At 67.8% G+C, this 13531-nt stretch carries 11 protein-coding genes; 5 read left to right on the top strand and 6 right to left on the bottom strand.

Annotation, left to right across the window (positions count from 1 at the left end; translation table 11 throughout):
- Positions 1-182 precede the first annotated feature (182 nt).
- The 3 genes from H9634_RS02225 to H9634_RS02215 all read left to right on the top strand — a co-directional run bounded on the left by H9634_RS02225 (position 183) and on the right by H9634_RS02215 (position 2871).
- Complete coding sequence (locus H9634_RS02225) at positions 183-1160, top strand: hypothetical protein (RefSeq protein WP_191725160.1); 978 nt, start codon at positions 183-185, stop codon at positions 1158-1160.
- Between the two features lie 2 nt (positions 1161-1162).
- On the top strand, positions 1163-2182 hold the full coding sequence (locus tag H9634_RS02220) for an aminoglycoside phosphotransferase family protein (RefSeq protein ID WP_175292838.1): 1020 nt from the start codon (positions 1163-1165) through the stop codon (positions 2180-2182).
- A gap of 134 nt (positions 2183-2316) precedes the next feature.
- Positions 2317-2871 carry an NAD(P)H-dependent oxidoreductase gene (locus tag H9634_RS02215; protein ID WP_191725159.1) on the top strand — a complete coding sequence of 185 codons (555 nt, stop codon included), beginning with the start codon at positions 2317-2319 and terminating at the stop codon, positions 2869-2871.
- Between the two features lie 128 nt (positions 2872-2999).
- Here H9634_RS02215 and sfnG read toward each other — a convergent pair whose 3' ends face one another.
- Entirely contained in the window at positions 3000-4181 is a 1182-nt protein-coding gene (gene sfnG / locus H9634_RS02210; protein ID WP_191725158.1) for a dimethylsulfone monooxygenase SfnG, read from the bottom strand.
- A 307-nt stretch (positions 4182-4488) separates the two neighbouring features.
- On the bottom strand, positions 4489-6318 hold the full coding sequence (locus H9634_RS02205) for a proline--tRNA ligase (RefSeq protein ID WP_191725157.1): 1830 nt from the start codon (positions 6316-6318) through the stop codon (positions 4489-4491).
- A 231-nt stretch (positions 6319-6549) separates the two neighbouring features.
- Here H9634_RS02205 and H9634_RS02200 point away from each other — a divergent pair, with 231 nt between their 5' ends.
- Positions 6550-7458, top strand: a complete 909-nt coding sequence (locus H9634_RS02200) for an SDR family oxidoreductase (RefSeq protein ID WP_318244973.1) — start codon at positions 6550-6552, stop codon at positions 7456-7458.
- Between the two features lie 25 nt (positions 7459-7483).
- A complete protein-coding gene (locus tag H9634_RS02195; RefSeq protein WP_191725156.1) occupies positions 7484-7879 on the top strand; it encodes an RNA-binding S4 domain-containing protein in 396 nt (131 codons plus the stop codon).
- Positions 7880-7924: 45 nt separating this feature from the next.
- Here the strand turns inward: H9634_RS02195 and H9634_RS02190 are convergent, their stop codons facing one another.
- From H9634_RS02190 to H9634_RS02175, 4 genes are all read right to left on the bottom strand, one after another.
- Positions 7925-8800, bottom strand: coding sequence for a GNAT family N-acetyltransferase (locus H9634_RS02190; protein WP_318244972.1), 876 nt, complete (start codon positions 8798-8800; stop codon positions 7925-7927).
- Positions 8801-8856: 56 nt separating this feature from the next.
- Positions 8857-10005, bottom strand: a complete 1149-nt coding sequence (gene ispG, locus H9634_RS02185; RefSeq protein ID WP_175292842.1) for a flavodoxin-dependent (E)-4-hydroxy-3-methylbut-2-enyl-diphosphate synthase — start codon at positions 10003-10005, stop codon at positions 8857-8859.
- A gap of 146 nt (positions 10006-10151) precedes the next feature.
- Positions 10152-12359 (bottom strand): TRAP transporter permease, encoded by a 2208-nt coding sequence (locus H9634_RS02180; protein ID WP_225210459.1) that lies wholly within the window; start codon positions 12357-12359, stop codon positions 10152-10154.
- 134 nt (positions 12360-12493) lie between these two features.
- The gene (locus H9634_RS02175; RefSeq protein WP_191725155.1) at positions 12494-13492 is read right to left on the bottom strand and encodes a TAXI family TRAP transporter solute-binding subunit; all 999 of its coding nucleotides are present in this window, start codon (positions 13490-13492) and stop codon (positions 12494-12496) included.
- Positions 13493-13531: the final 39 nt, after the last annotated feature.

Here is a 13531-nt window from a genome sequence, read left to right as displayed (position 1 = left end):
ACACGCACAGACACACGCACGAAGGCGCATACACCACCAACCGTCCAATTCGGGTCACAGCCCGGATTTGAGTTTGAGGCTGACGTTAGAACAACTCACTTATCCCGGGTTCGCGGCGTATCACAACCGAGGCGGTCCGACCATGGACTGGCGGACCGGTTAATGCCGTTAGGATTGTCAGCATGGCATTGCAGGGGAAGAGGATCAGCCGCCGGACACTCATCGGTGGGGCGGCAGCGCTGGTGCTCGCGCTCTCCGGCTGCGGCCTGCGCCTCGACCGCGACCCGGAGGTCCCTGCGCTCTCGACCGCTGATGAGGTGCGCAACACCGTCGCCCGGATCCTAGCCCGCACCGAGGCCGATGGCACCGACGCCGAGGTGGTGGACACCCTGGCTGCAGCAGTCGGGCCCGAGTGGGCGCCGCCGAGCGAACTCGTCACCCCGACCCACACCTCGGGCCCGGACTCCTACACCTATGCCGACGGGCTACATGCCGCCGCCGAGGCGATCGTGACCCACTTCGATGACCTCGACTCGATGCGCGCGGTGCTGGCCGATGTCGCTGTCGGTGCGGTGCTGCACCTGCAGCAGGCCGGCGATGACCGGGCCGAGGCGCTGCTGGAGACGATCCGCGCTGTGCCGGCCGACCGGCCGGACACCGACGCCGGTGCCTCGCCGAGCGACGGCAGCGCCACCCCGGCCGGCGAGGACGAGGACGCCGATCCGCAGCAGCAGGCGCTGACCGCCTTCGCTGAGGCCTGCTATCAGGGCTCGTACGCCTACGAGCGCACCGCCGTGCTCGTCCCCGCTGACGCGCCCGCCCGCCAGATGATGCGCACCCGGATCACCGAACTCGATGTCGCAGCCGACCTGGCCAATGAGCGGCTGGCCGACGCCGGCCACCCGGCTGCGGAGAATCGGCCGGCCTGGCAGATCGACCCGGATCCGGCCAGCGCCGGAGCAGAGACGGCCGGCGCCGCCTATGAGGATGCGCTCATCACGCGGATCCAGCCGCTCTTCGGTGACGATGTGCAGGCCCCGCGCTTGGGGCTGGCGAGCCTGTGGCAGTCAGCTTCAGCCCGCGCACAGCTCGGGCAGCTGCAGACGCTGCGCTTCGACATCACCGACCCTGCCACCGCCACGCCGACAACGGAAGGATGACGATGCGCGTACCTGCTGTGCTGTTCAATTCGGCTGCTGAGGTGATCGGCGCCGAATACGCCGGCGCGTGGGCGCAGGCGCTGGACTTCATGCTCATCGAGCTGCTCGACCGGTGGAAGCTCACCCGCGACCCGGTGCCCGGTTCGCCGTGGGCCGGAGCCGAGAGCCTCGTCATCCCGGTGCTGACGCAGGAGAACTATCAGGCGATCATCCGCTTCGCCGCCCCCAACACCGCCAACCCGCAGGTCCACCGGCAGGTCCTCGAGGCCCTGCAGGCCTGGCAGGGCCACGGTGCGGTGCGCGTGTTCGAACAGGACAGCTCGTTCCGGGCGACGCTGCAGGAGCGGCTGCGCACCACCGTCAACCTTTCGACCGAGCCGCTGGGCAGCGTGCCGCCGATCTGGGGCCAGCTCGTCCGCGCGCTCAAGGTCCCCGGCGTGCCGGGGTTCGTGCGCGTTCAGGACATCGCTGCGAAATGGCTGGAGACCTTCCAGGCCGACTGCGCGCTCGTGCGCGACTTCCCGGAATTCTCCGCCCAGGACTATCAGGTGCTCGACAGCGCCCGGATGTGGATGGAGAAGCTGGCGTACTCCGATGAGCACTGGCTGCTGCACGCCGACCTGCACTACTACAACATCCTCGCTGGTCACCCGGACCTCAACGGAGTCGCCACCTGGAAGGCGATCGACCCGCAGCCGCTGATCGGCCCGACGGCCTATATGGTCGCCCCGGTGCTGTGGAACCGGCTGTATGAGATCCCCCGGCCCACCGGTGAGGAGCAGGCGCAGTGGCTGCGCGAGTTCGCCCACCGGCTGTGCCATCACGCTGAGATCGAAGCCGCCTACGGCATGGGGGCGACGGTGGTGCGGGAGCTGGAGAACATGTTCTGGTATCTGCGCTCGGCCTATAAGGGCACGCAGAAGGCCTTCGGCGATGCCGCCCGCTCGCTGTGGGTGTGCCGGGCGATGTGCGGGGTCAGCGTCGGCGGCGTCAGCGCCCACGACCTCAAGCGCCTCGGCTGAACCGTGCCGGCTGTCCGGACGTGACGTCATATGACAGGCGATGACATGACATGACGGTCAGGCTCGTCCCTGCCCGCGGTGCGCTTTAGCGTGTGAACGGTCAGCCTGTCCCCGTGGCGAAAGGCCGGAATCCCATGCCGCGCATTGTCCTCCTCAACGGCAGCCCCTCGACCCGCTCCTCGACCGAGGCGCTCCTCATCCACGTCGCCGACGACCTGCGGATGCACGGGTACAACACGACCCTGATGAACCTGCGCAGCCTGCCTGCCGAGGCGCTGCTGCTCGCCCGGACCGACCAGCCGCAGCTGGCTGCCGCCCTCACCGAGGTGCAGGCCGCTGACGCCCTCGTCGTCGGCACACCCGTCTACCAGGCAAGCTATTCAGGGCTGCTCAAGACCTTCTGCGATGTGCTGCCGGTGGGTGTGCTGCGCGGCGTGCCGGTGCTGCCGCTGCTGACCGGCGGCTCCGATGGCCATATCCTCGCCCTCGACCACGGCCTCAAGCCGCTGCTCTCAACCCTTGGGGCGACGTCGATCGCCGCCGGCCGGTTCATCAACTCCGCCCACATCAGCGCTGGCGCCGGCGTCATCTCCCCTGGAGCCGCCGCCGAGGTGTCGGGCGCGACCGCCGGCTTCCTCACCGAACTCGACCGGCACCTGACTGCACCGGTGCGCGTGCCGGTCGGCTGACTGCGTACCGGTCGGCTGAGCGCGTGCCGGTCGGCTGACGCTGGAGAGCATCGACGCGGCAGGGGCCGGAACCTCCACGGTTCCGGCCCCTGCGTGCCTGATCTCGGTCTGCTGCTTATCGCATCACCTCACACAATCGCTGCCGCCGGCTGCAGGCCGGCCTGCAGCTCGACGCCATGGGCTCGGGCGAGGTCAGCTTCGAGCGCACGCACCCGCGGGATGATCTCGCGGCCGAAGTGCTCGACCTCCTCCTGGAAGTGCAGGTAACCGGTGAGGAACAGGTTGACGCCGATCTTCTTGTACTCGACGATCCGTTCAGCGATCTCATCCGGGGTGCCGATGAGCCCGGTCTTGAACCCGTCGTTGTACTGCACGAGGTCCTCGAAGCTCGAATCGGCCCACATCCCCTTCCCGTCCGCAGTCGCCGCCCCGGCCTCCCTGACCGCGGAGGCGAAGCCGTCGACGGCCGGCCGGTGGGCCTTGCCGACGATCTCCCGCAGCGTCTCGACCGCCTCGGCGTGGGTATCACGGGCGATGACGAAACCATTGAGCCCGAACCGGGGCGCGGCGGCTGCGCGCCGCTGACCGGACTCCGCTGCCGCCAGCACGCCTGCGATGTTGTCGCTGAAATCCTCCAGGGTGCGGCCGTTGGAGAAATACCAGTCGGCGGTGCGCCCGGCAACGGCCTGGGCGGCAGTCGAGTTGCCGCCGAAGAAGATCTCCGGATGCGCCCGCCCGGGCACCTCGACAGGCTGCGGGGAGAGCGTGAAGTCCTCGATCGAGTAGTACTCGCCCTCCTGCGAGTAGCCGGCCTGGGTCCAGAGTCCGCGCAGCGCGTCGATGAACTCCTCGGTACGCACATAGCGCTCATCGTGTTCCAGCCACGGCAGCCCGAAGCCGGTGAACTCCTGCGTGAGCCAGCCGGAGACGATGTTGACCGCCGCGCGGCCGCCGGAGAGGTGATCGGCGGTGATGATGTACTTTGCGAGCACGCCCGGGTGCCACATGCCCGGGTGGACGGCGGCGATGACCTTGAGCCGCTCGGTCGCACCGAGCAGGGCCAATGAGAAGCTCGTCGCCTCATGCTGAGAGGCTGCGCCGTAGCTGGCGGCGTAGCGGGTCTGGGTGAGCGCGTATTCGAAGCCGGCGTCCTCGGCGATGCGGGCCAGGGTGCGGTTGTAGTCGAAGTCCCAGCTGGTGCGCTGCTCGATCTCGGAGATCACGAGCCCGCCGGAGACGTTGGGCACCCAGTAGGCGAACGTCAATGGGGTGGCGAGGCCGGCGGCTGGGGAGACGGGAGTGTCGGTCATGGGTCCTCCAGAACAGTCGGGTGTCGGTGCGACACGCCCAGCCTGACGGCTGGCCCGTTCCCGAGGCGCCGGTGGCGTCATGTGCCGACGTCTGGTGTCACCTGCGGTCGTGTAGCGCCGTTGTTCGTCATGAACCTTGACAGCAGATGAGCCGTGACGGCAGATGCACCCTGGTTGCAGTTCAACCCTGACAACAGTTCAGCCCTGACAACAGTTCAGCCCTGACAGCAGACGCTGGGGCACAGCAGCAGACACAGCACAGCGGCCGGGACACGGTTGCGTGTCCCGGCCGCTGCGGAGGCTCAGCTCAGAGTTCGCCGCGCTTGGCGCCGAGCTCCTGGTACTTCGCATCGACAGCTTCGACGGTGCGGGCGACGGCGTCCTCGACCGGCACGTCGGTCGCTTCGCCGGTGCGGCGGTCGCGCAGCTCCAGTCTGCCCTCGGCCAGGCCGCGGCCGACGACGAGGATCGTCGGCACGCCGAGCAGTTCGGCGTCGCCGAACTTCACGCCCGGTGAGGCCTTCGGGCGGTCGTCGAGCAGGACGCGCACGCCCATCGACTCGAGCTCGGCGGTGATCTTCTCGGCGGCCTCGAGCGGTTCTGCACCCTTGCCGGTGGCGACGATGTGCACGTCGGCCGGCGCCAGGTGCTGGGGCCAGATGAGGCCCTTGTCGTCGTGGTTCTCCTCGGCGATGCAGGCCATGGCGCGGGTAACGCCGACACCGTAGGAGCCCATCGTCACGACCTGGGTCTTGCCGTTCTCGTCGAGCACCTTGAGGTCGAGGGCCTCGGCGTAGCGGGTGCCGAGCTTGAAGATCTGGCCGATCTCCACACCGCGGGCCAGCTCCAGCGGGCCGGAGCCGTCCGGGGCCGGATCGCCTTCGCGGACCTCGGCGACTTCGAGCACACCGTCGACGGTGAAGTCGCGGCCGAGGACGAGGTCGTAGACGTGGGTGCCGGCCTCGTTGCCGCCGGCCACCCAGCGCGAACCCTTACGGGTGATGCGCGGGTCGACGAAGAAGCGCACGCCGGAGCTGCCCTCGGAGCCGAGCACCTGGTCGGCCAGCGAGGTGCCGGGGCCGATGTAGCCGGCGACGATGTCCGGGTGCTTGGCCAGGTCCTCCGCGCTCGCCGGTTCGAGGTCGATCTCGCCGCTGGAGAGCATCCCGGAGCCGGCGGCCCGGTCGAGGTCGACTTCCCGGTCACCGGGCAGGCCGATGGCGATGACCTCGCGCTGCCCGTCGGGGTGGACGAGGGTGCACATGACGAGCTTCATCATGTCCGCGGCCTGCCACGGGCGGTCTTCGCGGGCGAAGAGCTCATTGGAGACCTCGACCAGGGAGGCGATGGTGTTCGCCTCCGGGGTCGTCTCCTTGTGCGCGGCCGGCGCATCCGAGGCATCGAGCGGCTCGCCGACGAGCGTGGTGACGGCCTCGACGTTGGCGGCGTATCCGCCTGCGGTGCGCACGTAGGTGTCCTCACCGACCTCGGAGGGGTAGAGGAACTCCTCGGTGCCCGAGCCGCCCATCGCCCCGGAGGTCGCCTCGACGATGACGTAGGGCAGTCCGAGGCGCTCGTAGATGCGAATGTAGGCATCGCGCATGATCTGGTAGGACTCGTCGAGCCCGGCGTCGTCGATGTCGAAGGAGTAGGCGTCCTTCATGATGAACTCGCGTCCGCGCAGCAGGCCGGCGCGCGGGCGCGCCTCGTCGCGGTACTTCGTCTGGATCTGGAAGATGCTCAGCGGCAGGTCCTTGTACGAGGAGTACAGGTCCTTGACGAGCAGCGTGAACAGCTCCTCGTGGGTCGGCGCGAGCAGGTAGTCGGCTTCCTTGCGGTCCTTGAGCCTGAAGATCCCGTCACCGTAGGTCTCCCAGCGGCCCGAGGCCTCGTAGGGACCGGCCGGCAGCAGCGCCGGGAAGTGGACTTCCTGGGAACCGGCGGCGACCATCTCCTGGCGCACGATGTTCTCGATGCGGCGCAGCACCTCGAGCCCGAGCGGCAGCCACGTGTAGATTCCTGGGGCGGCACGGCGGATGTAGGAGCCGCGGTGCAGCAGCTTATGGCTGGCGACCTCGGCATCGACCGGGTCTTCTTTCAGGGTGCGCGCAAACAGCGTCGACATCCGCAGGGCCATGAAGGTGTTCTCCCCTAGTTCGTTCTCAGGACGGTCACCTCGGACTCTATCACTGCCGAACCGCGTGCCCACCGCGCTCAGCGGGCCCTGCTGCGCGGCACCAGGGCACCGCTGACACACCGGTCCCGAGGCGGTGGCGACCACCGCCTCGGGATCGGTCGCCTTTCCGGCAAGGCAGGTTGAGCTATTGGAACCGTTGTCCCGGCGCCGGGCGACGACTAGGCTCGAGACATGAATGCAGCAGAGCACCACGACCAGCTGACCTTCCTCAACCCCGTCACCCGCTTCCCCGAGATCCGCCCGCCGCAGCAGCATCAGCCCGAACCCGGCCTCGACCAGTCTCTGAGCCCGCAGACCGATCGCGGGCAGCGCTCCTATCGCGGCACCGGCCGGCTCGTCGGCCGCAAGGCGCTCATCACCGGGGCCGACTCCGGGATCGGTGCGGCCGTGGCGATCGCGTTCGCCCGTGAGGGCGCTGACGTCGCCCTGTCGTATCTGCCGGATGAGGAGGCCGATGCCCAGGAGATCAGAGGCTGGATCGAGGAGTCCGGGCAGCGGGCGTTCCTGTTCCCCGGTGATCTGACCGATGCCGCTTTCTGCCGCCGGCTGGTCGCGGATGCCGAGCAGGCCCTCGGCGGACTCGACGCGCTGGTGAACAACGCCGGCAAGCAGATCGCCGTCGAGGACTTCGGCGAGCTGGCCGATGAGCAGTGGACGACGACGTTCGCCACCAACATCCACGCGATCTACCGCATCACCCAGGAGGCGATCACGGTGATGCCGGCCGGGTCGACGATCGTGAACTCGACCTCGGTGCAGGCCTACGACCCCTCCCCGCACCTGCTCGACTACGCCTCGACGAAGGCGGCGATCAACAACTTCACGAAGGGACTGGCCCAGCAGCTGGCCCCGCGCGGCATCCGCGTGAATGCGGTGGCGCCGGGCCCGATCTGGACGCCGCTGCAGGTCTCGGACGGCCAGCCGAAGGAGGCGCTGCCGGAGTTCGGCAGGGGCACTCCCCTCGGCCGGGCCGGGCAGCCGACCGAACTGGCGCCGGCGTATGTGTTCCTCACCTCTCCTGAGTCGAGCTACGTCATCGGTGAGACGCTCAATGTCAACGGCGGTCAGCCGACCCCGTAAGCGCTAGGCTGTGGGGACGATGGACATGAGCCCCGACTTCTCGCCTGAACGCAGCCAGCGCGTCGACCTGTGGCTGTGGACGGCCCGGATCTTCAAGACCCGTTCGGCGGCCACGACCGCCTGCCGGGGCGGGCACGTTCATGTCGACGGGCAGCGGGTCAAGGCTGCGCAGAAGGTGCGCATCGGCGACACGATCCGGGTGCGCAAGGCCGGCTTCGAGCAGATCCTCGTCGTCCGCGGCTTCACCGACCGGCGCGGGCCGGCGACACTGGCCCAGCAGCTGTATGACGACCGCACCCCGGCACCGGACCCGGCACTGCGCGGGTTCACCCCGCGGCGTGACAAAGGGCTGGGCCGGCCGACGAAGAAGGATCGCCGCGAACTCGACCGGTTGCGCGGCTACCGATCCTCAGGTCAGTAGGCGGCTGCCGGCCCTCAGGGCAATGAGCGGCTGCCGATCCTCCGGTCAGTAGATGACGGTGGCGTAGGTGCCGATCTGCCGGTAGCCGGCACGCCGGTAAGTGCTCAGGGCCGGTTCGTTGAAGGCGTTGACGTACAGGCTCACCAGCGGGCTCATCGTCGCCTTGACCTGTTCGGTCGCCGCCAGCACGGCGGGGGCGGCCAGGCCGCGGCCGCGGAAGTCCGGATGCACCCACACGCCCTGGATCTGGGCAACCGCTGCAGACCGGATGCCGACATCGGCCTTGAACACCACCTGCTCGTCCGACTCCGGTGCCGGGTAGCGGCGGATCGGCCCACCGTCGGGGCCGTGGCGGCTGGTGATGAGGAAGGTCTCACCGGCGCTCAGCAGACCGCGCACCCGGTGGAAGTAGCCGGATTTGCCCATTTCGATCGGTGAGAAGCCGACTTCTTCGGTGAACATGTGCACCGCGGCTTCGAAGACGATGTCGATCTCCTCGGGCCGGCCGAGGCGCACCCGCCGATCAGCGGTGGTGTCGGGTTCACGGTCGGCGATGAGCAGCGGCTGCTTGGGCCGCAGCACCCTGGGCACGCCCCAGGTCAGCCGGTGGTGCAGGTCGAGGACGGCGTTGGCGGGGCCGACGAGTGAGCACATGTAGCGGCCGCGAGCGTTGAGCATCCGGGCGACCGCGGCATTGCCGCCGGTGGTCGCGGAAATCGGCATGATGGTGCCGCCGATGTAGTAGGCGCTCACCGGCCGGCCGTGGATGAACCAGCCCCACAGCCGTCCGGCAGGCGTGTCGATCTCAGCGGTGCCGGTGTGCTCGAGCAGTCGTGCGGCATAGGCGTAGCCGGCGGGGTCGGCTGCGATCGTGTCGCGCAGCCACTGGGTGTCCATGGCGCGCAGTGGTGCCAGTGTCACGCGTCCACGTCCTTCCCAGGTGGGGCGATCGGACAGCCCTTGCAGAGCTGTGCCGGTCAGCCGACGACGACCTCCGGTGGGCCGGCCGGGTCGCCGTTCTCCTCGGCGATCCGCATGGCCTCTTCGATGAGTGTCTCGACGATCTTGGCCTCCGGCACGGTCTTGATGACCTCGCCCTTGACGAAGATCTGTCCCTTGCCGTTGCCGCTGGCCACGCCGAGGTCGGCTTCGCGGGCCTCGCCGGGCCCGTTGACGATGCAGCCCATGACAGCCACCCGCAGCGGCACTTCGAGGCCTTCGAGTCCGGCGGTGACCTTGTCGGCGAGTTCGTAGACGTCGACCTGGGCGCGTCCGCACGACGGGCAGGAGACGATCTCGAGGGTGCGCGGTTTGAGGTTGAGGGATTCGAGGATCTGGTTGCCGACCTTGATCTCCTCGACCGGCGGGGCCGACAGGGACACGCGGATGGTGTCGCCGATGCCCTGGCTCAGCAGCGCTCCGAAGGCGGTGGCGGACTTGATGGTGCCCTGGAAGGCCGGGCCGGCCTCGGTGACGCCGAGGTGCAGCGGCCAGTCGCCGGCTTCGGCGAGCAGCTCGTAAGCGCGGACCATAACGACCGGGTCGTGGTGCTTGACGGAGATCTTGAAGTCGCTGAACCCGTGCTCTTCGAACAGGGAGGCCTCCCACACCGCGGACTCGACGAGCGCCTCGGGGGTGGCCTTGCCGTACTTGTCCATGATCCGCTTGTCCAGCGATCCGGCGTTGACGCCGATGCGGATCGAGACGCCGGCGTCGGCGGCGGCCTTGGAGATCTCCTTGACCTGGTCGTCGAACTTGCGGATGTTGCCGGGGTTGACCCGCACACCGGCACATCCGGCGTCGATCGCGGCGAAGACGTACTTGGGCTGGAAGTGGATGTCGGCGATGACCGGGATCTGGCTCTTCTGCGCGATCGCCGGCAGCGCCTCGGCGTCATCGGCCGAAGGGCAGGCCACACGCACGATGTCGCAGCCAGCGGCGGTGAGCTCGGCGATCTGCTGCAGGGTGGAGTTGATGTCGGTGGTCTTCGTCGTCGTCATCGACTGGACGCTGATCGGGGAATCCGAGCCGACTCCGACTTTCCCGACCTTGATCTGGCGGGTCTTGCGCCGGGGGTTGAGAACCGGCGGCGGCGGAGCGGGCATTCCCAGGCTGATCGCGGTCACAGACGTCCCTTCAGTTCGACAGCAGGTGGCTTTCCGGCCCGTGAGGGCCGGTGGTCATTGCGTCCCATTCTAGGCAGGGCATGTGAATGAATGCTGAACCGCCCGTGTGTTCGGGCACACACGGGCGGTCGGCACACAGGCCCAGCCTACGCCTCGGCGCCGGCGGCAGCTGTTGTTTCGGCAGGCGGTGCCGAACCGTCGCGGCGCTTGGCGCGCATGCGCTGCAGGAGCGCCATGAGCACGGCGACGGCGATGCCGATGAGCGAGATCCACAGAGTTGGGATGAGCATCGTGATGCCGGCGGCGATGAGCACGATCCGCTCCCACCAGTGCAGGTGGTCGAAGAAGTACCCGGCTGTCGCCGCGGAGATCGCCGTCATGCCCAGCAGCGCGGTGATGAACACCTGCAGGAAGTGCACGACGGTGTCGTCGGTCTGGAAGATCAGGCCCGGTGCGGTGACGAAGACATAGGGCACGATGAATCCGGCGATCGCCACCCGGAAGGCGGTGACACCGGACTTGAGCGGATTCGATCCGGCGATGCCGGAGGCGGCGTAGGCGGCCAGGCACACCGGCGGGGTGATGTCGGCGAGCAGACCGAAGTAGAACACGAACAGGTGAGCGGCCAGGATCGGGACATCGAAGTTGCTGATGAGGATCGGCGCGGCCACCGTGGCGGTGACGACGTAGTTCGCCGTCGTCGGCAGTCCCATGCCCAGCACCAGGCAGGCGAGCATGGTGAAGAACATGACGAGGAAGAAGTTCTCCCCGGCGGCTGTGAGGATGCCGTCGGCCAGACGGCCGCCGAGGCCGGTGGCGGTGACGATGCCGGCGACCATGCCGGCGGTGGCACAGGCGGCGATGACCGGCAGGGCGACACGGGCACCGGATTCGAGGACCTCGAAGACACCGCGGATGCTCAGGCGGGTCGACTCCCGGAAGAAGCTGAGCACGAGTGCGGTGCCGATGCCCCACAGGGCGGCCTTCGCCGGGGTGGTGCCGGACATGAGCATGTAGATGATGATGGCCAGCGGCAGCAGCTGGTCGATACGCATGAGCAGGTACTTCCAGCTCGGCAGCTGGTCCATGCGCATGCCGTGGATGCGATTGCGCTTGGCTTCGAAGTGCACGGCGAGCATGACACCGGCGAAATACAGGAACGCCGGGATGACCGCCACGAGGATGATCGTCGAGTAGGCGATGCCGGTGTACTCGGCCATGATGAACACGGCAGCGCCCATGATCGGGGGCATGATCTGCCCGCCGGTCGAGGCGGTCGCCTCGGTGGCGGCTGCGAACTTCGCCTTGAAGCCGACCTTCTTCATCATCGGGATGGTGAAGGAGCCCGAGGCCACAGCATTGGCGACCGAGGAGCCGGTGACGGTGCCCTGCATCGCCGAGGCGACGACGGCTGCCTTGGCCGGCCCGCCGGCGAACTTGCCGGTCAGGCGGAAGGCCAGGCCGTTGAAGTAGGCGCCGATGTTGGTGCGCACGAGCACGACGCCGAACAGCAGGAACAGGAACACGAAGGTCGACGACACCTGGATCGGGATGCCGAAGACCGACCGCGAGGAGTACCAGGTCTGCTGGACCATGTTCTGCCAGGTGGTGCCGTGGTACGGCAGGATCGGCGAGTACTTGCCGAGCCAGAAGTACAGCAGCGCCAGAGTGGCGATGATGACGATGGGCAGGCCGACGCAGCGGCGGGTGCCTTCGAGGATGAGGAGGATGCCGACGAGGGCGACGAACGTGTCGAAGTCGCTGTAGCCGAACATCTGGACCTGCACGCCGGTGAGGTAGTCGTAGTTGAAGACCATGTAGGCCGAGCAGCCCATCGCGGCGAACGCAAGGATCGTGTCGAGGACCAGGGAGCCCCAGTACAGTGCCGGTTTGGTGTCCTCCCGCAGGCTCAGGCTGCGGTGCAGGGGGTAGAGCAGGAAGATGAGCCCCATCGCACCGCCGACGTGGATCGCACCCTGGATGAGGGTCGGGCGGGAGCCTGCGAAGGCGGTGTAGAGCTGGAACCCGGTGAGGCCGAGCGCGAGGATGAAGATGAGCCATCGCCACGGCCCGAGTTCGGAGTCCACACGGTGGCGGGAGGCGGTGTCGTGCTCGCGCAGCACCTCCTGGGCCTTCTCCTCGGCTTCGGCCGAGCTCATGACGGCGACGTTGCTGGCATCGACGTCCGCGTCGCCGGCGGTCTCCGACGCGGCGCCGTGGTGCTTGGCGTCGCGGTAGGCGTCGGTGGCAGCAGCGCCGGGGTCGCCGGCGTCATTGCGTTCGGCTGCGCGGCCTGCGGCGGTGCTGCCGCCCTCAGGCTTCTCGTCGTCGCGCGGGGTTCTCGTCGAGTTCATCGTCTACTCCGTAGGCTATGGCGCAGCCGCGCGGGAACACCCGGCCGGGCATCCCCACGCAGATGACCTGGCGCAGGGCCGGTATCACGTTCACATAGACTTTACATGCTGTCTGCGCCCTGAAACGCCCAAAATCAGTCGAGCAGACCTTCCTCCGTGAAGTATTTCTCTGCTCCGGGATGAAGGGGCACATCCCCGCGTCCGAGCAGGGCGTCATCCAGCGAGATCATCTCGCCCTGCGCAAGCGTGATGTCACCGGCCTTCTCATAGATCGTCTTGGCAATCGCATAGCCATCGTCTTCGCTCACTCGACTCGTCGACGCGATCGCTGTGGCGTACATCGTCACCGTTGGAACGTCCTCGGGAACGAACTCGTAGGTTCCGCCGGGGATCGTGTAGGTCTCGAAGTAGGACCCGTCTGCGATCTCCTGGGCTACGCCTTCGTCAAGCGGAATGAGCTTCACGTCGGTGGTAGCGGCCAGCTCGGTCAGCGACGCGGCCGGGACGCCGATCGTCTCGATCGATGCGTCGAGGTTGCCGTCCTGCAGAAGGCTCCGGCTGTCGGCGAAGGTCTGGCTGTAGGGTTCGTAGTCGCCTTCCTCGATGCCGTGTGCGCTCAACACCATCTCCGCGACTGACCGGGTTCCCGAACCTGGAGACCCGACCCCGATGCGCTTGCCCTTCAGGTCGTCCATCGAGGCGACTCCCGAACCGTCGACGGTGACCACCTGAACTGATTCGGGATAGAGCTGGCCGATCCATCCGAGGTTCTCGACCGGCTCGTCGACGTCGGCGAACTGACCGGTGCCGGTGACTGCCTCATTCACGGTATTCGACTGGATGAGCGCAAGCTCGAGTTCGTTCCGCGATATCCGGCCCACGTTGTCGACTGAACCGTCGGTTTCGATCGCATTGACAGACAGACCATCGACATTCGACTCCAGAATCCGGGCGTACTCGTTGCCCAACGGGAAGTACACCCCGGCCGTTCCTCCGGTGCCGAAGGTCAGGTCGCGCGTGAAGTCCGCTTCAGTCTGCGAGCCTCCCCCACCGCTTCCGGACCCGCACCCGGCAAGCGCGAGCGTCAGGACGGCTGCTGCGGCCGCCAGTGTTCGTCCGAATCCGTGTTTCATGTTCTTCCGCTTCCTGTTGTTCGGCTGTTGATGTCGTCG

Source organism: Brevibacterium gallinarum (assembly GCF_014836885.1).
Lineage (GTDB): Bacteria > Actinomycetota > Actinomycetes > Actinomycetales > Brevibacteriaceae > Brevibacterium > Brevibacterium gallinarum.
This window is presented reverse-complemented; position numbering and strand designations above follow the sequence as displayed.